This window comes from Mesorhizobium sp. 2RAF45 (assembly GCF_052115225.1).
In the GTDB taxonomy this organism is placed as follows: domain Bacteria; phylum Pseudomonadota; class Alphaproteobacteria; order Rhizobiales; family Rhizobiaceae; genus Mesorhizobium; species Mesorhizobium jarvisii.
In genome coordinates this window covers 237,304-261,705 of record NZ_JBFRGG010000003.1, presented here as the reverse complement: position 1 = coordinate 261,705, position 24,402 = coordinate 237,304, and the positions used below count along the sequence as shown (strand labels likewise).

The following is a 24,402-nucleotide window of genomic DNA, read 5'->3' as shown; positions in this document are numbered from 1 at the left end:
CAGCATAGCCGATTCGTGGGGCCGGCACAGATCAAAACGTGAACGAGGCTCAGGTCCACCGGTTGACGCTTTTCGCTGGACGTCTTACGTGGGACGCCATGCCGATCAAGCAGCTCATCATCCTTCCCGATCCCATCCTGCGCCAGGTTTCCAAGCCGGTGGAGCGCATCGACGCGCCTTTGCGCAAATTGGCCGACGACATGCTGGCGACCATGTATGACGCGCCCGGTATCGGCCTGGCGGCAATCCAAATCGGCGAGCCGCTGCGCATGCTGGTGATCGACCTCGCCAAGGAAGACGAAACGCCGGCGCCGCACGTCTTCATCAACCCGGAGATCCTGGAAACCGCTGAGGCGCGCTCGGTCTACGAGGAAGGCTGCCTGTCGATCCCGGACTATTATGCCGAGGTCGAACGCCCGGCTTCGGTGCGGGTGAATTATCTCGACCGCGACGGCAAGCTGCAGGAGATGGAGGCCGAGGGGCTGATGGCGACCTGCCTGCAGCACGAGATCGACCATCTCAACGGCGTGCTGTTCATCGACCACATCTCGAAGCTGAAGCGCGACATGGTGGTGAAGAAATTCAAGAAGCTCGCCAAGGACAAGGCGCCGGGCAAGCTGGTGGGATAGGGGAAAGAATGCCCCTTCGCGTCATCTTCATGGGCACGCCGGAGTTTTCGGTGCCGACGTTGCGCGCGATCGCCGAGGCCGGACATGAGGTATCGGCCGTCTACACCCAGCCGCCACGCGCGGCCGGCCGGCGCGGGCTGGAGCTGACGCCGTCGCCGGTACAGCGCGAGGCCGAGCGTCTGGGCATCGCGGTGCGGACGCCGGCCTCCCTCAAGGGCGAGGCCGAGCAGGCCGCTTTCAGCGCCCTGCGGGCCGATATCGCCGTGGTCGTGGCCTATGGTTTGCTGCTGCCTAAGGCAATTCTCGACGCGCCCCGGCTTGGCTGCATCAACGGCCATGCATCGCTTTTGCCGCGCTGGCGCGGCGCCGCCCCCATCCAGCGCGCCATCATGGCGGGTGACCTGGAAAGCGGCATGATGGTGATGCGCATGGAAGAGGGTCTCGACACCGGTCCGGTGGGATTGCTTGAAAAATGCGCCATCGACCCCGATATAACAGCCGGCGATCTGCATGATCGGTTGATGAGCGTTGGTGCTGCCCTGATGGTGGAAGCGCTGGCGCGGCTGGAAGGGAACATCCTGACATTTACCGCGCAAGCGGCGGAAGGGGTGACTTACGCCAGAAAAATCGATAAATCCGAGACGCGGGTGGATTGGACGCGGCCCGCGGCCGAGGTCCACAACCATCTTCGTGGCCTGTCGCCCTTTCCCGGCGCTTGGTCCGAAATTGACATTGGCGGCCGCGTGGAACGGCTGAAACTGCTTCGCTCGACACTATCCGAAGGCCTGTCGCTTTCGGAAGGTTCGGGCGAGTCGGGAGGAATTCTCGATGACCGGCTGACGGTCGCCTGCGGGGCAGGCGCGATCAGGCTGGTCGAAGTTCAACGTGCGGGCGGAAAGCCCGCCGCCGCGTCGGAATTCCTGCGCGGAGCCAAGATCGTAAAAGGAATGAAGTTCTCATGAGCATGATGTCGATACGCGCGGCGACGCCGCGGGATCGCGAGGCCATTCGCCTCGTCGAGGAACATGCATTCGGCCAGCAGGCGGAGGCCGGGTTGGTCGACGCGCTGGTCACCGGCGGCGACGCCGTCGTCGAACTGGTGGCGGAAGAAGACGGCCAGGCGGTAGGCCACATCCTGTTTTCCCGGCTGTTCGTCCAGAATGGCGGCAAGAGCTTCGCGGCCGTGGCGCTGGCGCCGCTGGCGGTGGAACCTTCGTTCCATGGCAGCGGCATTGGCGGCGCGCTGATTCGCGAGGCGCATATTCGCCTGAAGGATGCCGGCGAGACGCTGGCCGTGGTGCTGGGCGACCCCGCCTATTACGGCCGTTTCGGCTACAGCCATGCGCGGGCCGAAAAATTCGAGAGTGAGTACCAAGGCGAGGCGCTGCAGGCGCTGGCCTGGGGCGACGCTCCGGAGGCCGGCAGGCTGGTCTACGCTTCCGCCTTCACCGCTCTCGCCGCGTAGAGCAGTCCACCGTTTCATGGAAACGGTGACCTGCTCTACCTCTTTGTTTTAACGCAATTCCGGACGGAAAACCGTTTCACACTTTTCCTGGAATTGCTCAAGGCGAGAGCTCTAGCCGCAAATGCCGCGTTTTCGCCTCGACATCGAATATGACGGCGGCCTGTTTGCCGGCTGGCAGCACCAGGCCGACCAGCCTTCGGTGCAGCAGGCGATCGAGCAGGCAATCGAGAAATTCTGCGGCGAGGCGGTGCGGCTGCGCGCCGCCGGCCGCACCGATGCCGGCGTGCATGCGAGCGCCCAGGTGGCGCATGTCGACCTCGCCAAGCCATGGCCCGGCGACAAGGTGCGCGATGCCGTCAATGCCCATCTGCAGGCAGCCGGCGCGCATGTCGCCATCCTGAAGGCGGCGATCGTCCCGGACGATTTCGACGCCCGCTTCTCTGCCACCGGCCGCCACTATCTCTATCGCATCCTCAACCGCCGCGCGCCCGCGGCGCTGGAAAAGGGCAAGGTGTGGTGGGTGCCGAAGCGGCTCGATGCCGGCGCCATGCACGAGGCCGCGAAACTCCTGCTCGGCCGGCATGACTTCACCACCTTCCGTTCGACCCAGTGCCAGGCCAACAGCCCGGTCCGGACACTGGAACGGCTCGATGTGAGCCGGGCGGGCGACATGATCGAGGTGAGAGCTTCGGCCCGCTCCTTCCTGCACAACCAGGTGCGCTCCATGGTCGGCTCGCTCAAGCGCGTCGGCGATGGCGGCTGGACCGAGGCCAACCTCAAGGCGGCGCTCGAAGCGCGCGACCGCGCCGCCTGCGGCCAGGTGGCGCCGCCCGACGGGCTTTTCCTCATTGGCGTCGATTATCCCGGATGAGCCGGCAGGCTCTATTCTGAACAGTGCCCAGAAGCTCTGTTCAGAACAGAGTCCGTAGCCGCTATTCAGAGCCAGGCAGGCTCTACCCCGGGAACGGTCCGGAAAGGCTCTGAGCCCCGATATCGTCCGGCACGGTGATGCCAAGCAGTATCTGCAGCCCGAACAGCACCAGCAGCGAAGCAATGAACATGCCGACGAAAACGGCGGTGCCGACCGCCGCGCCCTTGCCGATTGTGGCATTGGTCATGCGCCAGGTCAGCGCCATCGACAAGGCAAACAGCAACAGCGACACAAGGCTCGCGACCTGGCTTGCCGACGACAGGAAAAGCCTGATCAGCGCCGAGGGCAGCATGAGCCAGGCGGTGATGGCGGAGGCCCAGTTGCTGGCGACGACATAGTGCACGAAGCGCCCACCAATGCCGGCGCGCGGCGCGACCAAGGCGAGCGCGACCAGCGGCAGCACCCAGGAACCGATATCGACCGTCGCCAGGCGCAACAGCATGCCGAAACGGCCCACGAAGGCGTCGGGATCGCCGATCTGGTTGGCGATGCCGACCCAGCCCACGATCAGCGCCGGCGCGGCAACGACGATGGCGAAGAAGGAATTCCAGAAGCCGTCGGCCGACAGGTCGAGCAGGCGCAGGCCGTCGGCCTTGCCGAGCATCAGCCGCCAGGCACCGGTCAGCGAAGCGTGGGTTTCATCCGCCGAAAGCATGCTGCTCAGCCCTGCCCGAACCAGTCTTCGATGAAGCGCTGGTAGATCCGCGTCAGCGTTTCGAGATCGGCAAGGGCGACGCGCTCGTCGACCATATGCATGGTCTTGCCGACCAGACCGAACTCGACCACCGGGCAGTAATCCTTGATGAAGCGCGCATCCGATGTGCCGCCCGAAGTGGACAGCGCCGGCTTCTTGCCGACCGCCGCCTTGATCGAACCGGCAAGCGTGTCGACCAACTTGTCGTCGCGGGTCAGGAAAACATGGCTTGGCCGGTCGCGCCAGACAAGGTCGTAGTCGACCGGCGTCTTCTTGCCCGGCCGGTACTTCTTGCGCTTCGCCGCCTGGTCGAGCCGGTTGTGGATTTCGGCCTGGACGGTCTCGGCCGTCCAGGTGTCGTTGAAGCGGATGTTGAAGGTCGCGGTGGCCTTGGCGGGGATGACATTGGTGGCCGGGTTGCCGACATCGATGGAGGTGACCTCCAGATTGGTCGGCTGGAAATCCCTGGTTCCCTTGTCGAAGACGGGATGCAGCAAGGCGTCGACCAGGCCCATCAAGCCGCGCACCGGATTGTCGGCAAGCTGCGGATAGGCGGCATGGCCCTGGCGGCCATTGACCATGATCGACCCGGACAGAGAGCCGCGCCGGCCGATCTTGATCATGTCGCCGAGCGCATCCGGATTGGTCGGTTCGCCGACGATCGAGGCATCCCATTTCTCGCCCCTGGAAGCGGCCCATTCGAGCAGCTTGACCGTGCCGTTGATGGCCGGGCCTTCCTCGTCGCCGGTGATCAGCAGCGAGACCGAACCCTTGGGGCCGCCATTGTTCTCGACATGGCGCGCTATCGCCGCGACGAAGCAGGCAATGCCGCCCTTCATGTCGACGGCGCCACGGCCATACATCTCGCCATTGGCGATCTCGGCGGCGAAAGGCGGATGCGTCCAGGCGGCTTCGTCGCCGACCGGCACGACATCGGTATGGCCGGCGAACATCAGATGCGGACCGTTGCCGGACCGCCTTGCATAGAGGTTCTCGATGTCTGGCGTGCCGTCTTCCGAAAAGACCGGCCGGTCGACCAGGAAGCCGAGCGGCTTCAGCATCGTTTCCAGCGCGCTCAGTGCGCCGCCTTCGGCTGGTGTCACCGAGGCACAACGGATAAGGGCGGCGAGGTTTGCGGCGGGGTCGGTCGGCAGCGTCATGGCAAAAGCGATAGTCGAAAGCTGAGGGCCTGTCACGGGCAGACATAGGGGCCAGCGCAATGGCAGACGATGCCGCCGACATTATGGTTTTCATGTCGTATAGTCGGGCCGGTGCGGAGCAAGAGATGGCAGACGGGGAAAAACGGATCGTCATCGCAGGCGCCGGCAGCATCGGCTGCTATGTCGGCGGTTGCCTGGCGCTCGCCGGGCGGCAGGTTGTCCTGCTGGCCCGGCCGCGCATCGAGGCAGCGCTACGACAGGGCGGATTGCGTGTCAGCGACCTTGAAGGCCGCGATCGCCTGGTCAAGCCGGACGCGCTCGGGGTCACCGCCGATCCCGCCGTCGCTCTGCCGCAGGCGGATGTGATCCTGGTGACCGTCAAGAGCGGCGCGACACAGGAGATGGCGGCGCTGATCAAGGCCCATGCCCGACCCGATGCGGTGGTGATCAGCCTGCAGAACGGCGTCGACAACGCCGACAGGCTGCGCGCCAGGTCTGGCCAGCGAACCGTGCTGGCCGGCATGGTGCCGTTCAATGTGGTGCAATCGCCTGAGGGCGAGCTGCCGCTGCGCGTCCACCGCGCCAGCGAGGGCAAGGTGATGATAGAGGATGGCGGCCTTGCCGGCCTTCTCGATGTCGCCGGTGTTCTCGATGTTGAAGGGCTGGCGGTCGAGACGCATGGCGACATGAAGGCTGTGCTGTGGGGCAAGCTTTTGATGAACCTCAACAACGCGCTGGTGGCGTTGTCGGACCTGCCGCTGGCGCGCGAACTCGCCGATCGTCGCTGGCGGCTGATCCTGGCCGGCCAGATCGACGAGGCGCTGCGGGCGATGAACGCCTCCGGCATCGCGCCGGCGCGTATCGCCGGACTGCGGCCGGCGCTGCTGCCGAAAGTGCTGCGGCTGCCGGACTGGCTGTTCAAACTGCTGGCGCGGCGCATGCTGGCGATCGACCCTCAGGCGCGCTCGTCGATGTGGGACGATCTGCAGCGCGGCCGGCCGACGGAGATCGACGAACTGCAAGGCGCGGTGCTCGGCCTCGCCCAGAGAACGGGGACGCCGGCGCCGCTCCTGAAAAGCGTTACCGCTTTGGTGCGCGCGGCGGAAGCGGCACGGCTTGGCTCGCCCGGCCTGGCGCCGGAACAGGTTGTGCCGCCGGGTGCCTCTCGATCAGCGTGATCTTCTGCCAAATCTTGCGCGACAGGTTGGACGCCAGGTTCTCGATGTCATTGACGCCGTCGATGACGACATCGTCATTGACCGACTGCGCGAACAGAGCGGCGATCTTGCCGGTGATCGACAGCATTTCGGAGCAATAGTCGAGGTAACGCGCGAGATCAGCGGCATTGGTGATGCGGGCCGGGGAATGCGCCGTCGGCCTGAAATCGGCCGAAAGAGCCGCCGGATCCTTGGTCAGCTGATGCATGTCGATGACGTGGATCAGCGAGCGCAGACCGTGCAGTTGGCGAAACACCCGCTTGCGCTTGATGCGCTCCTCGGTGCGAATCAGCGCCAGCAGGCCGAGCACGGCAAGGATGATCATGTTGATCGTGGCTTCGATGCCTTGCACCGACTGCACCGCATCGTCAGCCTGGGAGATGTGGATGAGCGGCAGGATGGTGCCGACGAACAGGAAGATCAACGCGCCGGCGAGGACGGCGGCGATGATGAGCCCGCGCAGCCACCAGATCGGCGCTTCGAGCGCCTGGGCCGCCTTGGCCAGGTCGCGAGACAGCGACACCAGTTCGGCGGCGACGCCGCGCAGCCCGGCCTGGGGAAACCGTTCCGCAACGCGCTCTTCAAGCCGTTCGGCGGTCTCGATGATCAGTTTCGGATCAAGCGTGCGGTAGCGCATGTCCGATCGGCCCTCAGAGCATGATGCCGAAAAATGTGAAGCGGTTTTCGGACGGCATCATGGTCTATCTCTTTGATTTAGAGACGGATTCAGATTTCAGGTCGATTCGACCTGAAATCATCCGGCTCTAGGGTTGTGCCGGCTCGTTGGTGCGCCGGCCATAGCGGTTGGGTCCAGGCTGCCCTGGAAACAGACACAACACAAGAAAGGCGACGATCGAGACGACCGGTACGAACAGAATCAGCGCGGCAATGCCCGGCTTGTCGAGGTCGTGCAGCCGCTTCACCGCCAGCGCGATGTTCGACCATAGCGAGGCAATGAAGGCGATGAAGAAGATGAACGACCACATATTGCTCTCGGCCGAGCCTTCCGGAACCAGCGTGAAGCGGTAGAGCGGGAAGGCCTGGATGATGGCGACGAGCAGGCCACCAAGAAAATAGGCCGCGCGGCTGACGCGGCCCGATATCTTGAAGAAAAGCCAGGTGAGATTTGAACTGTCAGGCAAGCGGGTCCGGTCCGTATTGATTGGCACCCCTGGCGCCTTCGAGAATGCCGCATTCCACCAGAAACCAGATCGCGCCGATAAAGGGTACCAGGATGATCAGGCTCCACCAGCCGGACTTGCCCCGATCATGCCAGCGCTTGGCGTAGACGGCGAAGACCGAATAGAGCATGGCCAGCCCATAGAGCAAATAGATAAAGCCGTAGGGCATTTGGTTGAATGTCGTGCCCAGTATGTTGTCGAGGATCATCGCGATGACCGCGCCAACGAAAATGATGCCAACGCAGGCCCAGAACTTGGCGCGGTTGATGCGGCCGTCGAAACTTGTGAGCAGATATTTCCAGTCCATGTCACCCCTCCATGTCGAACCAGCGCGACGGATTGTCGCGCCGGCGGAAGGTGCGCCCGCTTTGCGGAAAGATCAATCGCGCAGCAATTCGTTGATCGAGGTCTTGGACCGGGTCTTGGCGTCGACGCGCTTGACGATGACGGCGCAGTAGAGGCCGGGGCCGGGCTCGTTGTTCGGAAAAGGCTTGCCCGGCAGCGAGCCGGCGACGACCACCGAATTGGGCGGCACTTCGCCGTAGAAGATTTCACCGGTGGCGCGGTCGACGATCTTGGTCGACTGGCCGATGAACACGCCCATGCCGAGCACCGAGCCTTCGCGCACGATGCAGCCCTCGACGACTTCTGAACGCGCGCCGATGAAGCAATTGTCCTCGATGATGGTGGGGCCGGCCTGCATCGGCTCCAGCACGCCGCCGATGCCGACGCCACCCGACAGATGTACGTTCTTGCCGATCTGGGCGCATGAGCCGACGGAGGCCCAGGTGTCGACCATGGTCCCCGTATCGACATAGGCGCCGACATTGACGAAGGATGGCATCAGCACGGCGCCCGGAGCGACATAGGCGGAACGGCGCACGATCGACGACGGCACGGCGCGGAAGCCTGCCTTCTCGAAATCGACGGCGCTCCAGCCATCGAACTTGGACGGCACCTTGTCCCACCAGACGGCCTGGCCCGGGCCACCCTTGATGATCTCCATCGGGTTGAGCCGGAAGGAGAGCAGCACGGCCTTCTTCAGCCACTGGTTGACGTGCCACTTGCCGTCGGCCTGGCGCTCGGCGACGCGCGCCGTGCCGCGGTCGAGCAGGTCGAGTGCGGCCTGGATGGCGTCGCGCGTCTCGCCGCGGGTCGCGGTCGAAATCGTATCGCGTTCGTCGAAGGCCTTCTCGATGGTCTTTTCGAGGCTCGCCAGATCGGGCTTCGACATGAATTCGCTCCATTACCAAGCTGTTAAGGGGCTGCGCCTTAACCTGTTTTGACGTCGCGTGGACCGCAGGCATGCTTCGTCTGCCTGGGTCTTTGCATGTAGCAGGTTCTTGTCGCAAAACCGCCGGACACGTTTGCGCGACCTGCTTATGTTAAGGCTCAGTGAGGGTCAATCGCACCTGCGTCATGAGACGGCGCAGTCAAGGAAATTTGGACGGGTAATTTGATGACACCTATGGAAAAGGCGGGGTGGACGCCGCTGCCGCATTCGGACGAGGATCTGGAGCGGTCGAAAAGCGTGCCGGACACGCCGCAGACGCGGGCCGAGACCTACCGGCTTGCCTGGAACGATCCCGACTTCATGACGCGGCGCGAATTGCGCGCGGTGCGTCTGCAGCTCGAACTCTTGAAGCCGGAAATGATCCTGGCCGAGCGCGGCATCCGATCGACGGTGATCCTGTTTGGCGGCGCGCGCCTGCCGGAACCTGGCGGCGAGGCCTGGGCGGCCAAGAACGAGACGCAGAAGAAGAATCTCGAGGAAAACAGCAAATATTACGAGGAGGCGCGCAAATTCGCTCGCCTGTGCTCGCAGCAATCGGCCGCCTCGTATTACCGCGAATATGTCGTGGTGACCGGCGGCGGCCCCGGCGTGATGGAAGCGGGAAACCGCGGCGCCGACGATGTCGGCGCACCGTCGATCGGGCTCAACATCGTGCTGCCGCATGAACAGGCGCCGAACGCCTATGTGACGCCGGAGCTGTGTTTCAACTTCCACTATTTCGCTATCCGCAAGATGCATTTCGTCATGCGCGCCAAGGCGGTGGCCGTGTTTCCCGGCGGCTTCGGCACGATGGACGAGTTCTTCGAGACGCTGACGCTGATCCAGACCGGACGCATGGAGCGCGTGCCGGTGATCCTGTTCGGTAAATCGTTCTGGAAACGCGCGATCAATCTCGACTTCCTCGCCGAGCAAGGCACGATCAGCCCCGGCGACCAAGACATCATCGATTTCGTCGACACCGCCGACGAAGCCTGGGGGATTGTCAGCCGGTTCTACAAGTTGGGGGAGTAAGGCAGTAGGCAGTAGGCAGTAGGCAGTAGGAGAATAAGGCGTTTGCAGTCGCTGCATCCAGATCAATTTTCCCTACTGCCTACCGCCTGTTCTCCCGCAACTATCGCGGTCAGAAACCCCGCCAGATCGTCGGTGACGAAATCGACGTCGTCTTCCTGCGCGGGGTCGCGTTCCCAGATCTCGGCGAAGGTCGGCTCGAAATTGCGCGGCACGACGAGCACGGTGGTCATGCCCAGTGCCTTCGGCACCTCCAGGTTGCGGGCGAGGTCCTCGAACATCACCGCATTGTGGCCGGTAACGGCATGTAGCTCGGCGAACTTCTCGTAGGTCTGGCGCGCGGGCTTGGGATTGAGGCCGGCAGCGACGATATCGAAAATGTCGTCGAAATGGTCGAGGATGCCGAGCTGGCGCGCGGTGCGCTCGGCGTGCCGGCGGTCGCCATTGGTGAAGATGAACTTGCGCCCGGGGAGCTGGCGGATGGCGGTGCCCAGGACAGGGTCGGGCACCAGCCATGAATAGTCGATGTCATGCACCTTCTCGAGGAAATCATCGGGATCGATGCCATGGCGCGTCATCAGCCCGTTCAGCGTCGTGCCATATTCGCGATAAAGCTCCTTCTGCAGCTTGCGCGCCTCCTCGCGCGGCAGCGACAGCAGCTCCCCGACATAGGCGGTCATCTTGACGTCGATCTGCGAGAACAGATTCGAATGATGCGGATAGAGCGTGTTGTCGAGGTCGAACACCCAGTCGGTGACATGGGCGAAGCGGGCGGGATCAGGCTGCGTGGTCATGCGCTCCTTATGGCATGAAACGCGGATACTGAAAGAGACTTTATCCACAACTTCCACGCGCTTTTAGTGGCAGAAATGGCCGCACGATTCAAATTTTATGCAACCGGGAAAGGTGGCCTTCAGGGCTTGCTGGCACAGAGACAGTCCTGTGGGGAGCCCGCGATGAACAGCATCATTCTGAAATCCGCCGCTATCGCTTTCGCCTCCGTCGCCGCCTCGCTTCTTCTGACGCTGATCATCGTTCCGGCCCTGGGATTCCCGGTCAACCGAACGATCTGGCTGAGTTCGACGCTCTGTCCGCTGGTGCTTGCATGGGTGGCCTGCGCCAGCACCTTCTGGCAGAGCGACCGGCTGAAAAACGCGCACCGCGAACTGGCCCGGGCGCACGCCCAGCTTGCAGCCGCGCACCGCCGCCTGTCGGAGAAGGCTAGCCGCGACGACATGACCGGCATGCTCAACCGGGAAAGTTTCTTCGCCGCGCTCGACGGTTCGCGGCGCAAGTCCGACCGCGGCGCGCTGCTGATCATCGACGCCGATCATTTCAAGAAGATCAATGACAGTTTCGGCCATCTGACAGGTGACGACGCGCTGCTGCTGATCGCCAGCGCCATCGAGCGCGGCGTGCGCAGCGGCGACGTGCTTGGCCGCATCGGCGGCGAGGAATTCGGCGCCTTTCTGGTCGGCGCCACCGAGCAGGAAGCCAAGCGTGTCGCCGAGCGCATTCGCCGCGAGGTCGAGCTGATCCGCTTCCGACCGGTGGACGAACGCACCATTCCGCTGACCGTCAGCATCGGCGGCACCGTGTGCGGCGAGGACGTCAACGTATCGGAGCTGATGCGCGCCGCGGACCGGCGCCTCTACCAGGCCAAGCATGGCGGCCGCAACCTGACGATCCTCGATACGGACATTTCCGCGGCCGCGTGAGCCGGCCGGTCCGGCACACCTCGCCCGTTAAGGAATTTCTAACCCTGTTTGCATTCGGTTGTACCGCTTGCCCGCCTTTTCACGCGCTGGGGCCGGGCTTGGCACGATACTGGCCTCTGTGACGATGCGTGTGCCGTTCGGGGATTGTCATGCGCGCATCGAGGCCCCTATCCGAGAGACCTGGCATGAGTTTCTTCAAAAAAATGTCGCGCCGCACGCTCGTGCAGGCGCTGATCGCCCTGCCTGCCCTGTCCTTGTTCCGCAAGCTGCCTGAAGCCGACGCGGCCCGTGCCGGTCCTTCAAGGTCCGATCCATCACCGGACGACCCGAATGAGATCGTCGAGGTCAATGGCTGGATCCTGAAGCGGAGCGACCTGGCATGATCTTCGACAGCTATGAGGCGTATCGCGCCGCCAACTTCAAACCCAAGGTCTGCATCCTCGGTTCGGGTCCGGCCGGCACCACCATTGCCCGCAAGCTGGGCGCCGCCGGCATCCCGGTCGTGGTGCTGGAGGCCGGCTCGCGGGAGTTCAGCGACGAGTCGCAGGATTTCTACCGCGGCACCACGGTCGGCGATTTCTATTTCGGCCTCGACATCACCCGGCTGCGGTATATGGGCGGCAGCTCCAACCATTGGGCCGGCTGGTGCCGCGTGCTCGACAATCAGGATTTCGAGCCGAAGGCCTGGGCACCCGACACAGGCTGGCCGATCCGCCGTGCCGACATCGAGCCCTATCTGCCCGAGGTGCACGATATTCTCGAACTTCCCGATTTCCGGCCCGATGTGCCGATCTCGGACGACATTCGCTGGGTGCAGCTGATCAAGAGCCCGGCGGTGCGCTTCGGCGAGAAATTCGCCGACGAGCTCGACAAGAGCCGCAACATCGCCGTCGTGCTCAACACCTATGCCACCGAGCTTGCCGGCGACGGCAAACGCGTGAACGGTGCCAAACTATGGTCCAACGGCCAGGAGGCCGGCGCTTTCAGTGCCGACTATTTCATCGTCTGCACCGGCGGGCTGGAGAATTCGCGGCTGCTTCTGTGGTCGAACCAGCGCTCCAACGGCGGCGTCGTCCCGAACGCCACGGCACTTGGCCGCTACTGGATGGAGCACCCGACCTTCGAGGGCGGCAATGCCATCCTGGCCGACTACGGTGAGTTCGAGGTCGATGCCGTCAATGAGGCCTTCTTCTCGCCGACGCTTGCCGCGATGGAGCGCCTGCGGATCATGAATTTCGGCATCCGGCTGATCGAGACGCCCTATGCCGGCGTCAAGCATGTGATTGCCGACCTCGCCTGCACGGCGCCCGACATGGCCGAATGGGTTGCCTATCAGCTCAGCCAGAACCTGCGCTGCGCGGCCCAACTCTACGTCGCCTGGGAACAGGCCCCGCTGGCCTCCAACCAGATCGAGCTGTCCAAGACCGATGTCGACCATGCCGGCGTGCCGCGCATCGAGCTGCACTGGAAGAAATCGGAGCTCGAACGCCGCACGCTTGTCGAAGGCCTGAAGCTGTTCGGCACGACGCTCATCGAAAAGGATCTCGGCCGTGTCCGTCTCATGGACTGGATTGCCAATGGCGAGGATTATCCGACCGACGAGGAGACCGCTGGCCACCATCATATGGGCGGCACACGCATGGGCACCGACATCGCCAGAAGTGTTGTGGACGCCAACTGCAAGGTGCACGGCATGGACAATCTCTATGTCGGTGGCTCCTCGGTGTTCTGCACATCCGGTCAAGCCAACCCGACGACGACGATCACCGCGCTGGCCTGCCGGCTGGGCGATCATCTGAGCAAGGTGGTCGCTGTCTGAACGGCTGGGGTCTTCCGCGCCCGCGACCGGCGCGGAAATCCAGTCAGACCGACGGTTTTTCGAGCGGCGTCAGGTCGGCACGGTAACGCGTCATGGCGCGGTTCGTGCGTGCGCCCAAGCGGACGAAGAACGGCAACATGAGGTCACGCAGGAACAGAGCGACGCGGCCTTTCACCTGTTTTTGCGCGCCGATCCGCCGGCTGACCTTGACGATGTGCTCGACGCGGTCCTGACGCAGCGCCTGAAAGGCGGCGAAGGCCTGCGCCGGCAATGGTGTCGCATCCAGGCACGCGGCCAGCACCACGGCGTCCTCGATGGCCATCGACGCGCCCTGCCCGGAATGCGGCGCGACGGCATGCGCTGCATCGCCCAGCACGACCACCCGGCCGGTGTGCCATTTTGGCAGATGCAGCATGTCGAACACGGGGTAGGCGCGCGGGATTTGCGTGACGGTGTCGACGATCTGGCGGATCGTCCGGGGATCGCCGGCGTGCAACTGGCGAACGGTTGCCGCCAAATGCAAGGGATCAGGTCTCGCCAGGGCGGCATCCTCGTCCAGCGGGAAGGACGAGAACCACAACACCGGTCCATCATGCGGTTTCATGTAGCCGAAGAAGGCTTTCTTGCCGAACACCATATGCATCAGGCCGTCGGTCGGCTCGACAAAGGGCAGTTCCGCCACGCCGCCGACGCCGGTCAGTCCGGTATAGACCGGATCCGGGGAGGCCGGAAAACAGACGCGACGGACGCGCGACCAGACGCCATCGCAGCCCGCGAGCCAGGCGGCATCGACGGTGACGCCATTGCCGAAGGCAAGGCGCACACAATCAGGCTGGTCTTCGATTTCGGCGAGCGCATGGCCAAAACGGATGTCGGCGCCAAGCGCCAGCGCCTCATCCAGCAGCGCGCCGAGCAGGTCCGAGCGCCGCAACGTGACGCTTTCGGCGCCGGCCTCGCGCATCGATAGCTGCTCGTCAAGATGGATGAGCCGGCGCCCGGCGGCGTTCATGATCTCGAAGCCAAGGGTGCGAATGCCCAGCGCGCTTACCCGCTCGGCGAGCCCAAGCGCACGCAGCGCGTTGATGCCGTTGGGGGCCAGAGTGAGGAAGGCGCCTTCGCTCAACGCTTCGCGCGACCGCGCCTCGAACAGGCGGACGGCAAGCCCCTGCCGCCGAAGCATGACGGCAAGGGCCAGCCCGGCAACACCGGCGCCAATGATGGCGACCGGCAATGCCGAGGGGGTGGTGACGGCCATGGTCACAGGCCGTAGATGGCGATGCGCACCAGCACCGCCGCGGCGGCCAGCGCCACGAGCAGGATGCCGAGGCCGATCGGGGAACCCCAGCCATACCATTCCATCGCCAGCTTGGCGTATTTGAATTCATCCTCGTGGGAGAGAGGGGTACGTTGTTGAATCAAGCTCATTTTTTCACTCCTTGTCGGCGGCCGGCTCTTGCCTTGTCGGTGCTACGGCCGCATATTGCTGCGATAGTCTAAATGTTAGACGGATTGATAGTTAGATGATCGAAATAAATTCGTCAAGCAGGTATCGCGACGAAATCGCGGCCGCGATCGGCCTTGCCGTGATGCAATGGCAGGACGCCACGCAGGCCTATGACGAGGCGGTGGGGGCGAGGCTCGGGCTGAACATGGCCGAGCGCCATTGCATCGGACTGCTCTATGGCGGCCCGCAATCGGCCGGCGCGATCGCGACCGCGACCGGGCTGACGCCGGCCGCCGTGACGGCGCTGATCGACCGGCTCGAGGCACGCGGGCTGCTGACGCGCACGCGCAGCCTCGAGGACAGGCGCAAGGTGGTGATCGAAGCGACCGAGGCTACGCGGGACCTGTCGGCGCGCTATTACGGCGCCATCGCCAAGGAGGGAGAGAAGGTGATCGCCACCTTCAGCGACGCCGAACTCGCGACCATATCACGCTTCGTCAACGCCGCGCTCGACCTGCAGCGCGCCCAGCTTGCGCGGCTGAAAGCCGAGGGGTCGGACACCTCAGGGCGATAGGGGCGCATTTTTTGTTCGCGGCGTTACCGCAATGTCGGCGGGGAACGCGACTATTTCGGCTGGACCCCATAGACGGCCAGAAATGCCTCCACCGAGGCATCCGCGTGCCGTTCCAGTTCGGCTTTGGAGCGCCGGTTGCTTCCCGTGAACATGGCTTCATTCATGGGGATCCAAAGAAGCATTCCGAAAAGATGGCTGGCTGCCAGATAGGGATCGCTGGTCTGTATCAGTCCTCGATCGGTGAGCTTTTGAAAGCAGGACCCCGTCGAGGCAAGCATGCGCTCAAAACCTTTTTCGTACCAAGCGCGGCCAAGCTGCGGCATTCGATCCGCGTTGGCGATGATCAAGCGCCGCAGCTTCAACAACTCTTCGTCCATGAGAACCGCTATCAGACGTCGGGCAAGCTGCTGCAGGCCGCCTTCCATGAATTTCGCCTCGGAAAGCAGCGTCGTCACGGACTCGATAATATCGTTGACCTGGCCAGCGGTTGACAGAACGACTTCGCCGAACAGCGTCTCCTTGTCGGTGAAATGCTTGTAGACGGTCTGCTTGGAGGCCCCCGCTTTGGTAGCGATTTCCTCCATGCTGGTCCCGTCATAACCCTTGCTGATGAACGCCGCCGTGGCCGCCTGGATGATCTCGCGATCCTTGCGTTCCGATCTGGTCTCACCGTCGATTTTCAAGGCGCTCTCCTGGCCAGTACTAGACGGTACCGTTCCCGCATGGTAGCCATGAAACGGTACTGGACTGACTAGTACCTGTCAACGAAGGCAAGGCTTAGACCGATGACCAAGATCTTCATAAATCTGCCGGTGCGCGATCTGCAGGCGGCGACCAACTTCTATCTCGCGATCGGCGGCACGCTCAATCCGCAGTTCTCGAACGACCAGGCCAGCTCGATCATGTTCTCCGACTCGATCGGGGTGATGCTGCTGACGCACCAGCACTACGGCCAGTTCACGACGCGCCAGATCGGCGACGCCAGGCGCGACAGCCAGATGCTGATCGCGCTCACCGCCGGCAGCAAGGACGAGGTCAATGCCACGATCGAGAAGGGCGTGGCGGCCGGTGGCCGCGCCGATCCCAACCCCGCGCAGGACCTCGGCTTCATGTTCAACCGCCACATCGAAGACCCCGACGGCAACGTCTGGGAGTTCCTGTGGATGAACCCTGCCGCCATGCAATAGCCCCGCGGATCAAAGCGTCCAAAGCGCGTCGCGTTGAAACGGATTCATGCGACGCGCTTTGCGTTTTAGACCGTCGCCGGGTCGAGCGCCTTTTGGTCCTTGTGGCGCGCGACAATCGCCTCGAAATCGGCGGTCTGGAAGGCATCGCGCAAGGCGTCGAAGGACGGCAGCACGAAATAGGCGCGCTGGAACTTGTCGATCTCGTAGCCGGTGCGCATCACCATTTCCAAGTCGAAAGGCACGTGATGGGCGTCCTTGCCCTCGACGGCGAACTGCAATTCGGTGAAGGACGACATCAGGCCGGCGCCAAAGGCCTTCAGCGGCTGGCCGGCCTCCTGCATCAGGCCGTATTCGGCCGTGTACCAGTAGAGCCGGGTGATCATCTCGTCGCCGCCGAGCGCGATGATGTCGCCGGCCTTCTTGCCGTACATCTGCATGAAGTCGGCGAAGACCGGCTGCGACAGCACGGGCACGTGGCCGAAGAAATCATGGAACATGTCCGGCTCGACGATGTAGTCGAGCTCCTGCCTGGTGCGCAGCCAGTTGGTGACCGGGAAGCGGCGTTTGGCGAGATGGTCGAAGAAGGGGGCGGCGGGAATAAGACCCGGCACGGCAACGATCTCCCAGCCGGTCAGCTTGCGCAGCTTGGCGCTGACGTCCTCGAAATCGGGAATGCGGTCAAGCAGGCCAAGTTTTTCAACACCGTCGAGATAGGAATGATGGGCGAGCTTGCGCGTCAGCTTCGTCTGGCGATCGCACAGAGTGCGCCACACCGCCTGTTCCTCGTCGCTGTAGTCATAACCCTGGGCCACGGTGAAATCGGCACGGCAGACCGAATAGTCGCCGCGCAACCCCTGCGCCGCGCAATCGCGGGCATATTCGGCAACACTCATCGTCGTCATGGTTTTTCTCCTCGCAAATCGGCAATTGCAGACGTGTGCATAGGATAACCGGATTTGGCGAGGCAATTCGGTTTTGATGATGGCTCATCAGCAATGTTCGGGATAATATTCACTCACAATCCGCATCCGAGGAGTGAAAATGCCTCAATTCGATGATTTCGAGATCAAGATGCTCGATGTACTGCAACGCGACGGGCGCAAGCCTGTCTCGGAACTGGCGCAAGAGATCGGCCTGTCGACGACGCCATGCGCGCGGCGCTTCGAGGCGCTGCAGGATGCAGGCGTCATCAAGGGTTTTGCCGCGGTGATCAGCCGCCGCGCGGTCGGCCTGACGGTCGAGGTGTTCATCCAGGTGCGCCTTGTCAGCCACAGCGATGGCTCGCCGGAAAAGTTCATTGCCGCGGTGCAGCGCATGGACGAGGTGTCTTCGTGCTGGACGATGACCGGCGACCACGACTTCCTGCTGCATGTGATGGTGCCTTCGGTCGACGAGCTGAACGCCTTCGTCATGCACCGGCTGATGCGGCTCGACGGCGTGCGCGACGTCCACACGCAGCTGGTGCTGCAAAACATCAAGGGACCCGGCCACGTGCCGCTCGCGCATCTCAGGAAGTAGCGCCATCTCCAGCGCTCCTGCGGAAAAGCTGCACGCAAACTGCTGAAACGGGCCAATTGGGCGGCTAGATCGCCGGCCAGCATATGCGGACCAACTGCCTAAGAGGTCCGCCATGAAAATCGTCCTGATCAATCCACCGCACACAGCCATCGGCAGCCGGGTGCCGGACGATCATTTGCCGCCGCTTGGCCTGCTGGCGATCGGCGGCCCGCTGATCGATGCCGGCCATGATTTGCGGCTCGTCGATGCCGAACTCGGGCCGATGCCGCTCGAAAAGGTGGTGCGCGACGCCCTGGACTGCTTTCCGGACTTCGTCCTGATCGGCCATTCCGGCTCGACCTCGGCGCACCCGACCGCCTTGCTGATCGCCAAGATGATCAAGCAGCGCGAGCCGGCGACGATCGTCATCTATGGCGGCGTCTTCCCGACCTATCACTGGCGCGACATATTGGCGGCGACCGACGTCTTCGACTTCATCGTGCGCGGCGAAGGCGAGGCGACCGTGGTGGCGCTGGTCGAGGCGCTGGAAATGCACCAGCCGCCGGCGAGCGTCGCCGGCATCGCCTTCCGTGACGATCTGCGCCGTCCCTTTGCCACGCAGGGCGCCATGACCATCGCCGATCTCGACGCTTACCGCGTCGGCTGGGAGCTGATCGACCACGGCCGATATAGTTACTGGGGCGGCAAGCGCGCCGTGGTGATGCAGTTTTCGCGCGGCTGTCCGCATCTGTGCAACTATTGCGGCCAGCGCGGTTTCTGGACCCGATGGCGGCACCGCGATCCCGTAAAATTCGCCAAGGAGATCGCCTGGCTGCACCGCGAGCACGGCGTCAAACTGATCAACCTCGCCGACGAGAACCCGACCGTTTCGAAGAAGGCGTGGCGCGCCTTTCTCGACGCGCTGATCGCCGAGAACGTGCCGGTGCTGATAGTCGGCTCGACCCGCGCCGACGACATCGTGCGCGACGCCGACATCCTGCATCTCTACCGCAAGGCCGGTGTCATCCGCTGGCTGCTCGGCATGGAGAACACCGACGAGCAGACGCTGCAATTGATCCGCAAGGGCGGCAGCACCTCATCCGACCGCGAGGCGATAAGGCTGCTGCGAAAGCACGGCATATTGTCGATGGCGACCTGGGTGGCCGGCTTCGAGGATGAGGGGTTTCGCGACCTGTGGCGCGGCTTTCGCCAGCTCATCGCCTATGACCCCGACCAGATCCAGGCGCTCTATGTGACGCCGCATCGCTGGACGCCGTTCTTCCGCATCGCGCGCGACCGCAAGGTGATCCAGAAGGATGCCCGGCTGTGGGACTACAAGCACCAGGTGCTGCAGATGACGCGGCTGAAGCCGTGGATGCTGTTCTTCAGCGTCAAGCTCATCGAGCTCGCCGTGCAATCGCGGCCGAAGGCGCTGGCGCGCATCCTGTTCCACCCCGATCCCGAGCAACGGCATTCGATGCGCTGGTACACCAAGATGGGCCGCCGGGTCTGGTTTCGCGAGGTCTGGGGTTTCCTGGCCCGTGATGGCAGGGTGAAGGACGGTCCGACGCTTGCCGAATTCTGGGGCGCGCCGCAGGACGCGGAGGAGGAATCGATGATCGTCGCGCGACAGCCGCGCAAGCCGGAGCTTTCCGCCTCCACAAATAGCGGGCTGCCGGCCAGAAGATTAGCCGGCTGAGGCCGACTAAGGCACGATCAGCGTGCCGGCGCCGTGTTCGGTGAAGAGTTCGAGCAGCACCGCATGCGGCGTCTTGCCGTTGAGGATGACCACGCCTTCGACGCCGCGCTCGATCGCCTCGATGCAGGTCTCGACCTTGGGGATCATACCGCCCGAGACCGTGCCGTCCTTGATCAGCACCCTGGCCTCGGCGACGGTCAATTCGTCGATCAGCTTCTTGTTCTTGTCGAGTACGCCCGGCACATCGGTAAGGAACAAAAGGCGCGAGGCCTTGCAGGCGCCGGCAATGGCGCCGGCGAAAGTGTCGGCGTTGATGTTGTAGGTGTGGCCGTCGCGGCCCGGCGCCACCGGCGCCAGCACCGGGATCATTTCGGAGCGGGCCAGAAGGTCGAGCAGCGTGCGGTCGACCTCGACCGGCTCGCCGACGAAGCCGAGATCGAGCACGCGCTCGATGTTGGAATCGGGGTCGATCATGGTCTTGCGCGCCTTTTCGGCGAACACCATGTTGCCGTCCTTGCCGCAGAGGCCGATCGCCCATTCGCCTTCGGCGTTGATGAGCGCAACGATCTCCTTGTTGATCGAGCCGGCCAGCACCATCTCGACGATCTCGACCGTCTTCTGGTCGGTGACGCGCAGGCCGCCCTCGAACTTGGATTCGATGCCCATCTTGGTCAGCATGGCGCCGATCTGCGGCCCGCCGCCGTGAACGACGATCGGGTTGACGCCGGACTGCTTCAGCAACGCGATGTCGCGGGCGAAGGCCTTGCCGAGCTCGATATCGCCCATGGCGTGGCCGCCATATTTCACCACGACGGTCTTGTGTTCGTAGCGCTGCATGTACGGCAAAGCGCGCGACAGCAGGGCGGCCTGCATTTCGGCGGTGGCGGCGATGTCCGTCATCGGGCGGTTCCCTGGCTTTTTGGTTTATGCATGTCGTTGCTCCAAAACCGCCGGGCACTTTTGGGCGACATGCATCAGGTAAAGACGGCGGCGTCTTAGCGGGATTTGGCCCGGGGGGCAAATGGCATTGCTGTCATATTCGCCGCGTTCACGGCCTCGTCATCATGACGGCACCATCAGCGGCGCCCGCCGTTTCAGCCAACCCGAAAGCTTCTCCATCTGCGCGGCGAAGGACAAAAGCGTCTCCTCATCGCCCGGGCGCCCGGCGGCCTGGATGCCGAGCGGCAGGCCGGCCTCGGTGACATGGACGGGCAGCGCGATCGACGGCTGGCCGCTGACATTGTGGATTGCCGGCCAGTGCGTGAACAAAAGGCTCTTGTCCATCAGCTGGCCGAACAAGGGTTTCAGCTTGAGCAAAGACGTCAGGTGAAGCTTGTCGAGAAGGTTTTCGACCAGCTCATCGGTGCCTTTCGGGTCCATGGCGCCGCAGGCGAGCGGCGGGTGCGCGATAACAGGCATCAGCACAGCGTCATATTGCGCGGTTTCCTCGATCATCCGGCGCGAGGCGGCATGTAGCCGCTGCAGGCCGGCATAGATTTCGCCGGCCGAGACCATTTCGCCCAACCGGCCGAGCACCCGCGTGGCGCGCTCGACGTCGCCGGTGACGGGACGGCCGACGCGCAGCGCTTCGGCCCGCAGCGTGCCGGCGACGGCGGAAGCAACCGTCCTGCAGAAGTCGGCCATGAAATCGCGGCCGATGAAGGGCAGGTCGATTTCCACGGTGGTGTGGCCGCCCTCGCGCGCAAGCGCCACAGCCGTGTCGAGCGCTTTCATCGTCTCGGCCGAGATCGGCAGGCCAAGCGGCGACTTGCGGTAGACGGCCAGGCTGAGCTTGCCGGGATCGCGCGCGGCGGCGGCGGCGAACGTGCCCTTTGGCGGCAGTGCCGCATAGGGCGACAGGGAGTCGGGACCGTGGGTGAGGTCGAGCAGCAGCGCGCTATCGCGCACCGAGCGGGTGACGGCATGATCGACCACCATGCCGTACCAGCTTTCGCTGACCAGCGGCGTCAGCGGGATTCGACCCCGCGAGGTCTTGAGGCCGACCAGGCCCGTGCAGGCGGAAGGCACGCGGATCGAGCCGCCGCCATCGGAGGCGTGCGCCACCGGAACCACGCCGGCAGCGACGAGGGCCGCCGCGCCACCCGATGAGCCGCCGCTGGTGTGGCCGGTGTTCCAGGGATTGCGGGTGATGCCGAAGGCCTTGGATTCGGTCATCAGCCGCAACCCGTGCTCCGGCGAAGTCGAAGTGACGATCGGGATCAGCCCGGCGGCAAGGTAGCGGTCGGTCATCAGCGAATTGACGTCGGGCACCGAGGCCGGAATGCGGCTGCCGCCATGCGAGGGCACACCCTTGATGGCGATGCCGAGGTCCTTGATGGCAAAGGGCACGCCGGCCAGCGGCAGCGAGCGGTCCATGGTTTTCGCCCGCGCCCGCGCGGCCTCGTAGAGCGGCTCGGCCGTGGCATTGATTTCAGGCCTTGAGGCCTCGGCGCGCGCGATCGCCGCTTCGGTCAACTCGATCGCCGACAGTTCGCCCTTGCGCACCAGACCGGCGAGGCCGGTGGCGTCTTCTTGCCACAGAATGCGTTCGACCGACATCGGCGCCTCCCCGTTCCCGCCAAGCTAGCCAGCGGCTGATCCCTTGGCAATCGAAGCCTGCGCCAGCACGCCGGACTTTAGGTGCACGGAATATTCCAGCGTTGCAAATACAACGCAATCGCCTAACTTGGCGCACATGACGCCGCAGGACATCACCAAGCTGATCGTCCGGACTTCGATGAAGGATCGGGCAGCGTTCGATCTGCTCTACCGGCAGACCAGCGCGAAACTTTTCGGCGTGTGCCTTCGTGTATTGAACGACCGGGGAGATGCTGAAGAAGCGCTGCAGGAAGTCTTCGTGAAGATATGGACGAAGGCGGATCGTTTCGCCGTCTCCGATCTGAGCCCGATCTCCTGGCTGGTGGCAATCGCCCGCAACCACGCGATCGATCGCGTCAGGGCACGGCGCAAGCCTGCCGCCGATATCGATGCCGCGCTCGAGGTGGCCGATCCGGCACCGGGACCTGAAGCGATGGTGGTGGCGGGCGACGAATCCGTACGCATCCATCATTGTCTCGAGGAGCTGGAGAAGGACCGGGCGGCGGCCGTCCGGGGCGCTTATCTCAAGGGCGAAAGCTATGCCGAACTGGCGGAGCGCCACGGCGTGCCGCTGAACACGATGCGTACCTGGCTGCGCCGCAGCCTGATGAAACTGAGAGAATGTCTGGAAAGATGACACTGGCAGAGGACAACGGACCGGAACGTGGAGGCGACGAGCTGTTCGCCGCCGAATACGTTCTCGGCGTTCTGCCGGCAGAAGAGCGGCAGATCGCGTCCAGGCGCGTCGACACCGACACCGATTTCGCGCGGCTCGTCGATGGCTGGGAGGTTCGCCTGTCGCCGCTGGCATCAGCCTATGCCGAGGTCGAGCCGCCGGCTTCGGTGAAGGCGGCTGTCGACCGCCGGCTGTTTGCATCGACCGCCGCCACTCCGGCCGAGGCCCGTGCCGGCCTGTGGTCCAGCCTCGCCTTCTGGCGCGGCCTTGCCGTCGCTGCTGTTGCAGCGCTGGCTCTCTATATCGCCGTGCCCTATGTCAATCGGCCGGCCGAACAGCCGCAGGCGCGGCTTGTTGCCTCGCTGGCGGCCGACGGCAGCGATGTAAAATATCTCGCCGTCTATGATTCCGAGCGGCATGACGTCAGCCTTTCGCACGTTTCCGGCACGCTTGCTTCCGGCAAGGACTTCGAACTTTGGATGATCGAAGGCAAGAACGCACCGGTCTCGATGGGCGTCATCCCGGCCGGCGCGACCGCGCATATCGGGGTCTCGCCCGCCACGCAGCAGAAGCTGGCGCAGGGCGCGGTGCTGGCCGTCAGCCTGGAACCGGCCGGCGGCTCGCCGACGGGACAACCGACCGGACCGGTGGTTGCCGCTGGCGACCTGAAGGGCATCTGACCTGCTGCATCTCGCAGCGAATCCGTTTCCGGAATTTCCCAAATATATCTTATGTAACACCTGCCTAAAATAGGTGTGCGTGCCGGTAAGAAGGTGCGCCATAAAATTTCTTTGCCCGAGCGAAAAATTCAAAAATCCAAAAATATTCTGAAACTCGCGCGTTTGTGTTGCGTATCTCCTCGCGTCCCCAAAAATGGGAAGAGAAAACCGAGGAGTTTGAACATCATGCGTAGATACGCCACCCTTTTGCTTGCCGGTACGATCGCTGTTTCCGCGCTTGCCACCGCCGCCTATGCCGAAAACCCAATGGTCGGCGGCGCCGCCATGTATGCCCAGAAGAACATCGTCGAGAACGCCGCCAATTCGAAGGACCACACCACGCTGGTCGCCGCCGTCAAGGCGGCCGGCCTGGTCGACACGCTGCAGGGCGCCGGTCCGTTCACCGTCTTCGCGCCGACCAACGAGGCCTTCGCGGCACTGCCGGCCGGCACGGTCGACACGCTGCTCAAGCCCGAGAACAAGGACAAGCTGACGAAGGTCCTGACCTGCCATGTCGTCGGCGCCAAGGCGATGGCGGCGGATGTGGCCTCGATGGCCAAGGCCGACGGCGGCACGCACAAGGTCAAGACGGTCGGCGGCTGCGAGCTTTCCCTGAAGGCCGAGGGCGGCAAGGTCACCGTTACCGACGAGAACGGCAATGTCGCCAATGTGACGATCGCCGATGTCGAGCAGTCCAACGGTGTCATCCACGTCATCGACAAGGTTCTTTTGCCGAAGATGTAACAAGGGGCCAGCCGCGGACGAACCTGCGGCAAGAGCTCTCCGCCGATTGCGTCGTCCCGCTCCCCTGATCCGCAATCGACACGCACGCTCCGCGCCGCCCACAGCCAACTGTGGAACGGCGCGGAGTGTCGTTTGGGGGCAACCGTCA

The 24,402-nt window shown here is 63.8% G+C and carries 29 protein-coding genes; 16 read left to right on the top strand and 13 right to left on the bottom strand.

Annotation, left to right across the window (positions count from 1 at the left end; all coding sequences use genetic code 11):
• Window positions 1-98 precede the first annotated feature (98 nt).
• From def to truA, 4 genes are all read left to right on the top strand, one after another.
• Complete coding sequence (gene def / locus AB4Z43_RS10700; protein ID WP_441937343.1) at window positions 99-629, top strand: peptide deformylase; 531 nt, start codon at window positions 99-101, stop codon at window positions 627-629.
• An 8-nt stretch (window positions 630-637) separates the two neighbouring features.
• Complete coding sequence (fmt, locus tag AB4Z43_RS10695) at window positions 638-1,591, top strand: methionyl-tRNA formyltransferase (RefSeq protein WP_064985269.1); 954 nt, start codon at window positions 638-640, stop codon at window positions 1,589-1,591.
• Window positions 1,588-2,094: a GNAT family N-acetyltransferase gene (locus tag AB4Z43_RS10690; RefSeq protein WP_019862469.1), complete on the top strand. Its 507-nt coding sequence runs from the start codon at window positions 1,588-1,590 to the stop codon at window positions 2,092-2,094. Before fmt ends, AB4Z43_RS10690 begins: the two co-directional genes overlap by 4 nt.
• A 121-nt stretch (window positions 2,095-2,215) precedes the next feature.
• Complete coding sequence (gene truA / locus AB4Z43_RS10685; RefSeq protein WP_038651216.1) at window positions 2,216-2,965, top strand: tRNA pseudouridine(38-40) synthase TruA; 750 nt, start codon at window positions 2,216-2,218, stop codon at window positions 2,963-2,965.
• A gap of 82 nt (window positions 2,966-3,047) precedes the next feature.
• Here truA and AB4Z43_RS10680 read toward each other — a convergent pair whose 3' ends face one another.
• Entirely contained in the window at window positions 3,048-3,680 is a 633-nt protein-coding gene (locus AB4Z43_RS10680) for a transporter (protein ID WP_064985272.1), read from the bottom strand.
• A gap of 5 nt (window positions 3,681-3,685) precedes the next feature.
• The gene (gene dapE, locus AB4Z43_RS10675) at window positions 3,686-4,879 is read right to left on the bottom strand and encodes a succinyl-diaminopimelate desuccinylase (protein ID WP_019862466.1); all 1,194 of its coding nucleotides are present in this window, start codon (window positions 4,877-4,879) and stop codon (window positions 3,686-3,688) included.
• A 125-nt stretch (window positions 4,880-5,004) separates the two neighbouring features.
• Here dapE and AB4Z43_RS10670 point away from each other — a divergent pair, with 125 nt between their 5' ends.
• Window positions 5,005-6,057 (top strand): 2-dehydropantoate 2-reductase, encoded by a 1,053-nt coding sequence (locus AB4Z43_RS10670; protein ID WP_019862465.1) that lies wholly within the window; start codon window positions 5,005-5,007, stop codon window positions 6,055-6,057.
• Here AB4Z43_RS10670 and AB4Z43_RS10665 read toward each other — a convergent pair.
• The 4 genes from AB4Z43_RS10665 to dapD all read right to left on the bottom strand — a co-directional run bounded on the left by AB4Z43_RS10665 (window position 5,960) and on the right by dapD (window position 8,511).
• Window positions 5,960-6,733: a hypothetical protein gene (locus AB4Z43_RS10665; RefSeq protein WP_019862464.1), complete on the bottom strand. Its 774-nt coding sequence runs from the start codon at window positions 6,731-6,733 to the stop codon at window positions 5,960-5,962. The genes AB4Z43_RS10670 and AB4Z43_RS10665 overlap by 98 nt on opposite strands.
• Before the next feature lie 127 nt (window positions 6,734-6,860).
• Entirely contained in the window at window positions 6,861-7,238 is a 378-nt protein-coding gene (locus tag AB4Z43_RS10660; protein WP_019862461.1) for a DUF805 domain-containing protein, read from the bottom strand.
• The gene (locus tag AB4Z43_RS10655; RefSeq protein WP_019862459.1) at window positions 7,231-7,584 is read right to left on the bottom strand and encodes a DUF805 domain-containing protein; all 354 of its coding nucleotides are present in this window, start codon (window positions 7,582-7,584) and stop codon (window positions 7,231-7,233) included. Before AB4Z43_RS10655 ends, AB4Z43_RS10660 begins: the two co-directional genes overlap by 8 nt.
• A gap of 72 nt (window positions 7,585-7,656) precedes the next feature.
• A complete protein-coding gene (gene dapD, locus AB4Z43_RS10650) occupies window positions 7,657-8,511 on the bottom strand; it encodes a 2,3,4,5-tetrahydropyridine-2,6-dicarboxylate N-succinyltransferase (protein WP_140889928.1) in 855 nt (284 codons plus the stop codon).
• A gap of 225 nt (window positions 8,512-8,736) precedes the next feature.
• On the opposite strand from dapD, the gene AB4Z43_RS10645 reads away from it, so the two are divergent.
• Window positions 8,737-9,582 carry an LOG family protein gene (locus tag AB4Z43_RS10645; protein ID WP_081296171.1) on the top strand — a complete coding sequence of 282 codons (846 nt, stop codon included), beginning with the start codon at window positions 8,737-8,739 and terminating at the stop codon, window positions 9,580-9,582.
• Window positions 9,583-9,644: 62 nt separating this feature from the next.
• Here AB4Z43_RS10645 and AB4Z43_RS10640 read toward each other — a convergent pair whose 3' ends face one another.
• On the bottom strand, window positions 9,645-10,373 hold the full coding sequence (locus tag AB4Z43_RS10640; protein WP_069090685.1) for a pyrimidine 5'-nucleotidase: 729 nt from the start codon (window positions 10,371-10,373) through the stop codon (window positions 9,645-9,647).
• A gap of 162 nt (window positions 10,374-10,535) precedes the next feature.
• Here AB4Z43_RS10640 and AB4Z43_RS10635 point away from each other — a divergent pair, with 162 nt between their 5' ends.
• The 3 genes from AB4Z43_RS10635 (at window position 10,536) to AB4Z43_RS10625 (ending at window position 13,116) form a co-directional block, all read left to right on the top strand.
• Complete coding sequence (locus tag AB4Z43_RS10635; RefSeq protein ID WP_019862455.1) at window positions 10,536-11,297, top strand: GGDEF domain-containing protein; 762 nt, start codon at window positions 10,536-10,538, stop codon at window positions 11,295-11,297.
• A gap of 185 nt (window positions 11,298-11,482) precedes the next feature.
• The gene (locus tag AB4Z43_RS10630) at window positions 11,483-11,680 is read left to right on the top strand and encodes a hypothetical protein (RefSeq protein ID WP_027047606.1); all 198 of its coding nucleotides are present in this window, start codon (window positions 11,483-11,485) and stop codon (window positions 11,678-11,680) included.
• Window positions 11,677-13,116 (top strand): GMC oxidoreductase, encoded by a 1,440-nt coding sequence (locus AB4Z43_RS10625; RefSeq protein WP_064985277.1) that lies wholly within the window; start codon window positions 11,677-11,679, stop codon window positions 13,114-13,116. Before AB4Z43_RS10630 ends, AB4Z43_RS10625 begins: the two co-directional genes overlap by 4 nt.
• Before the next feature lie 43 nt (window positions 13,117-13,159).
• Here the strand turns inward: AB4Z43_RS10625 and AB4Z43_RS10620 are convergent, their stop codons facing one another.
• Both AB4Z43_RS10620 and AB4Z43_RS10615 read right to left on the bottom strand, forming a co-directional pair.
• Entirely contained in the window at window positions 13,160-14,371 is a 1,212-nt protein-coding gene (locus AB4Z43_RS10620) for an FAD-dependent oxidoreductase (protein ID WP_441937336.1), read from the bottom strand.
• Between the two features lie 2 nt (window positions 14,372-14,373).
• Window positions 14,374-14,541: a hypothetical protein gene (locus AB4Z43_RS10615; RefSeq protein WP_010912744.1), complete on the bottom strand. Its 168-nt coding sequence runs from the start codon at window positions 14,539-14,541 to the stop codon at window positions 14,374-14,376.
• Window positions 14,542-14,636: 95 nt separating this feature from the next.
• Between AB4Z43_RS10615 and AB4Z43_RS10610 the strand changes: the two genes are divergently transcribed.
• Entirely contained in the window at window positions 14,637-15,134 is a 498-nt protein-coding gene (locus tag AB4Z43_RS10610; protein WP_019862451.1) for a MarR family winged helix-turn-helix transcriptional regulator, read from the top strand.
• Between the two features lie 50 nt (window positions 15,135-15,184).
• Here the strand turns inward: AB4Z43_RS10610 and AB4Z43_RS10605 are convergent, their stop codons facing one another.
• Window positions 15,185-15,817 (bottom strand): TetR/AcrR family transcriptional regulator, encoded by a 633-nt coding sequence (locus AB4Z43_RS10605; protein ID WP_038651194.1) that lies wholly within the window; start codon window positions 15,815-15,817, stop codon window positions 15,185-15,187.
• A gap of 102 nt (window positions 15,818-15,919) precedes the next feature.
• On the opposite strand from AB4Z43_RS10605, the gene AB4Z43_RS10600 reads away from it, so the two are divergent.
• Window positions 15,920-16,321, top strand: a complete 402-nt coding sequence (locus AB4Z43_RS10600) for a VOC family protein (RefSeq protein ID WP_441937334.1) — start codon at window positions 15,920-15,922, stop codon at window positions 16,319-16,321.
• Window positions 16,322-16,386: 65 nt separating this feature from the next.
• Here AB4Z43_RS10600 and phhA read toward each other — a convergent pair whose 3' ends face one another.
• Complete coding sequence (gene phhA / locus AB4Z43_RS10595; protein ID WP_019862446.1) at window positions 16,387-17,223, bottom strand: phenylalanine 4-monooxygenase; 837 nt, start codon at window positions 17,221-17,223, stop codon at window positions 16,387-16,389.
• 139 nt (window positions 17,224-17,362) lie between these two features.
• Between phhA and AB4Z43_RS10590 the strand changes: the two genes are divergently transcribed.
• Both AB4Z43_RS10590 and bchE read left to right on the top strand, forming a co-directional pair.
• Window positions 17,363-17,839, top strand: a complete 477-nt coding sequence (locus tag AB4Z43_RS10590; protein WP_019862445.1) for an Lrp/AsnC family transcriptional regulator — start codon at window positions 17,363-17,365, stop codon at window positions 17,837-17,839.
• A gap of 112 nt (window positions 17,840-17,951) precedes the next feature.
• Window positions 17,952-19,517, top strand: a complete 1,566-nt coding sequence (bchE, locus tag AB4Z43_RS10585; protein WP_038651186.1) for a magnesium-protoporphyrin IX monomethyl ester anaerobic oxidative cyclase — start codon at window positions 17,952-17,954, stop codon at window positions 19,515-19,517.
• 6 nt (window positions 19,518-19,523) lie between these two features.
• On the opposite strand, the gene argB is transcribed toward bchE, so the two are convergent.
• Window positions 19,524-20,417: an acetylglutamate kinase gene (gene argB / locus AB4Z43_RS10580; protein ID WP_019862443.1), complete on the bottom strand. Its 894-nt coding sequence runs from the start codon at window positions 20,415-20,417 to the stop codon at window positions 19,524-19,526.
• Window positions 20,418-20,579: 162 nt separating this feature from the next.
• Window positions 20,580-22,076 (bottom strand): amidase, encoded by a 1,497-nt coding sequence (locus tag AB4Z43_RS10575; protein ID WP_019862442.1) that lies wholly within the window; start codon window positions 22,074-22,076, stop codon window positions 20,580-20,582.
• Between the two features lie 136 nt (window positions 22,077-22,212).
• Here AB4Z43_RS10575 and AB4Z43_RS10570 point away from each other — a divergent pair, with 136 nt between their 5' ends.
• The 3 genes from AB4Z43_RS10570 (at window position 22,213) to AB4Z43_RS10560 (ending at window position 24,254) form a co-directional block, all read left to right on the top strand.
• Window positions 22,213-22,752: a sigma-70 family RNA polymerase sigma factor gene (locus AB4Z43_RS10570; RefSeq protein ID WP_019862441.1), complete on the top strand. Its 540-nt coding sequence runs from the start codon at window positions 22,213-22,215 to the stop codon at window positions 22,750-22,752.
• The gene (locus AB4Z43_RS10565; RefSeq protein WP_027047605.1) at window positions 22,749-23,471 is read left to right on the top strand and encodes an anti-sigma factor; all 723 of its coding nucleotides are present in this window, start codon (window positions 22,749-22,751) and stop codon (window positions 23,469-23,471) included. The genes AB4Z43_RS10570 and AB4Z43_RS10565 overlap by 4 nt, the downstream gene beginning before the upstream one ends.
• Before the next feature lie 225 nt (window positions 23,472-23,696).
• Entirely contained in the window at window positions 23,697-24,254 is a 558-nt protein-coding gene (locus tag AB4Z43_RS10560) for a fasciclin domain-containing protein (RefSeq protein WP_064985421.1), read from the top strand.
• Window positions 24,255-24,402: the final 148 nt, after the last annotated feature.

Excerpts from the sequence above, each read along its gene's own strand:
- AB4Z43_RS10590 (WP_019862445.1), top strand. The coding sequence starts at position 17,363 with ATGCCTCAATTCGATGATTTCGAGATCAAGATGCTCGATGTACTGCAA.
- dapD (WP_140889928.1), bottom strand. The coding sequence starts at position 8,511 with ATGTCGAAGCCCGATCTGGCGAGCCTCGAAAAGACCATCGAGAAGGCC.
- fmt (WP_064985269.1), top strand. The coding sequence starts at position 638 with ATGCCCCTTCGCGTCATCTTCATGGGCACGCCGGAGTTTTCGGTGCCG.
- AB4Z43_RS10640 (WP_069090685.1), bottom strand. The coding sequence starts at position 10,373 with ATGACCACGCAGCCTGATCCCGCCCGCTTCGCCCATGTCACCGACTGG.
- AB4Z43_RS10600 (WP_441937334.1), top strand. The coding sequence starts at position 15,920 with ATGACCAAGATCTTCATAAATCTGCCGGTGCGCGATCTGCAGGCGGCG.
- AB4Z43_RS10565 (WP_027047605.1), top strand. The coding sequence starts at position 22,749 with ATGACACTGGCAGAGGACAACGGACCGGAACGTGGAGGCGACGAGCTG.
- AB4Z43_RS10625 (WP_064985277.1), top strand. The coding sequence starts at position 11,677 with ATGATCTTCGACAGCTATGAGGCGTATCGCGCCGCCAACTTCAAACCC.
- AB4Z43_RS10620 (WP_441937336.1), bottom strand. The coding sequence starts at position 14,371 with ATGGCCGTCACCACCCCCTCGGCATTGCCGGTCGCCATCATTGGCGCC.
- argB (WP_019862443.1), bottom strand. The coding sequence starts at position 20,417 with ATGACGGACATCGCCGCCACCGCCGAAATGCAGGCCGCCCTGCTGTCG.
- phhA (WP_019862446.1), bottom strand. The coding sequence starts at position 17,223 with ATGACGACGATGAGTGTTGCCGAATATGCCCGCGATTGCGCGGCGCAG.
- AB4Z43_RS10575 (WP_019862442.1), bottom strand. The coding sequence starts at position 22,076 with ATGTCGGTCGAACGCATTCTGTGGCAAGAAGACGCCACCGGCCTCGCC.
- bchE (WP_038651186.1), top strand. The coding sequence starts at position 17,952 with ATGAAAATCGTCCTGATCAATCCACCGCACACAGCCATCGGCAGCCGG.
- AB4Z43_RS10570 (WP_019862441.1), top strand. The coding sequence starts at position 22,213 with ATGACGCCGCAGGACATCACCAAGCTGATCGTCCGGACTTCGATGAAG.
- AB4Z43_RS10670 (WP_019862465.1), top strand. The coding sequence starts at position 5,005 with ATGGCAGACGGGGAAAAACGGATCGTCATCGCAGGCGCCGGCAGCATC.
- def (WP_441937343.1), top strand. The coding sequence starts at position 99 with ATGCCGATCAAGCAGCTCATCATCCTTCCCGATCCCATCCTGCGCCAG.
- AB4Z43_RS10615 (WP_010912744.1), bottom strand. The coding sequence starts at position 14,541 with ATGAGCTTGATTCAACAACGTACCCCTCTCTCCCACGAGGATGAATTC.
- AB4Z43_RS10655 (WP_019862459.1), bottom strand. The coding sequence starts at position 7,584 with ATGGACTGGAAATATCTGCTCACAAGTTTCGACGGCCGCATCAACCGC.
- AB4Z43_RS10665 (WP_019862464.1), bottom strand. The coding sequence starts at position 6,733 with ATGCGCTACCGCACGCTTGATCCGAAACTGATCATCGAGACCGCCGAA.
- AB4Z43_RS10690 (WP_019862469.1), top strand. The coding sequence starts at position 1,588 with ATGAGCATGATGTCGATACGCGCGGCGACGCCGCGGGATCGCGAGGCC.
- AB4Z43_RS10645 (WP_081296171.1), top strand. The coding sequence starts at position 8,737 with ATGACACCTATGGAAAAGGCGGGGTGGACGCCGCTGCCGCATTCGGAC.
- truA (WP_038651216.1), top strand. The coding sequence starts at position 2,216 with ATGCCGCGTTTTCGCCTCGACATCGAATATGACGGCGGCCTGTTTGCC.
- AB4Z43_RS10680 (WP_064985272.1), bottom strand. The coding sequence starts at position 3,680 with ATGCTTTCGGCGGATGAAACCCACGCTTCGCTGACCGGTGCCTGGCGG.
- AB4Z43_RS10635 (WP_019862455.1), top strand. The coding sequence starts at position 10,536 with ATGAACAGCATCATTCTGAAATCCGCCGCTATCGCTTTCGCCTCCGTC.
- dapE (WP_019862466.1), bottom strand. The coding sequence starts at position 4,879 with ATGACGCTGCCGACCGACCCCGCCGCAAACCTCGCCGCCCTTATCCGT.
- AB4Z43_RS10630 (WP_027047606.1), top strand. The coding sequence starts at position 11,483 with ATGAGTTTCTTCAAAAAAATGTCGCGCCGCACGCTCGTGCAGGCGCTG.
- AB4Z43_RS10560 (WP_064985421.1), top strand. The coding sequence starts at position 23,697 with ATGCGTAGATACGCCACCCTTTTGCTTGCCGGTACGATCGCTGTTTCC.
- AB4Z43_RS10610 (WP_019862451.1), top strand. The coding sequence starts at position 14,637 with ATGATCGAAATAAATTCGTCAAGCAGGTATCGCGACGAAATCGCGGCC.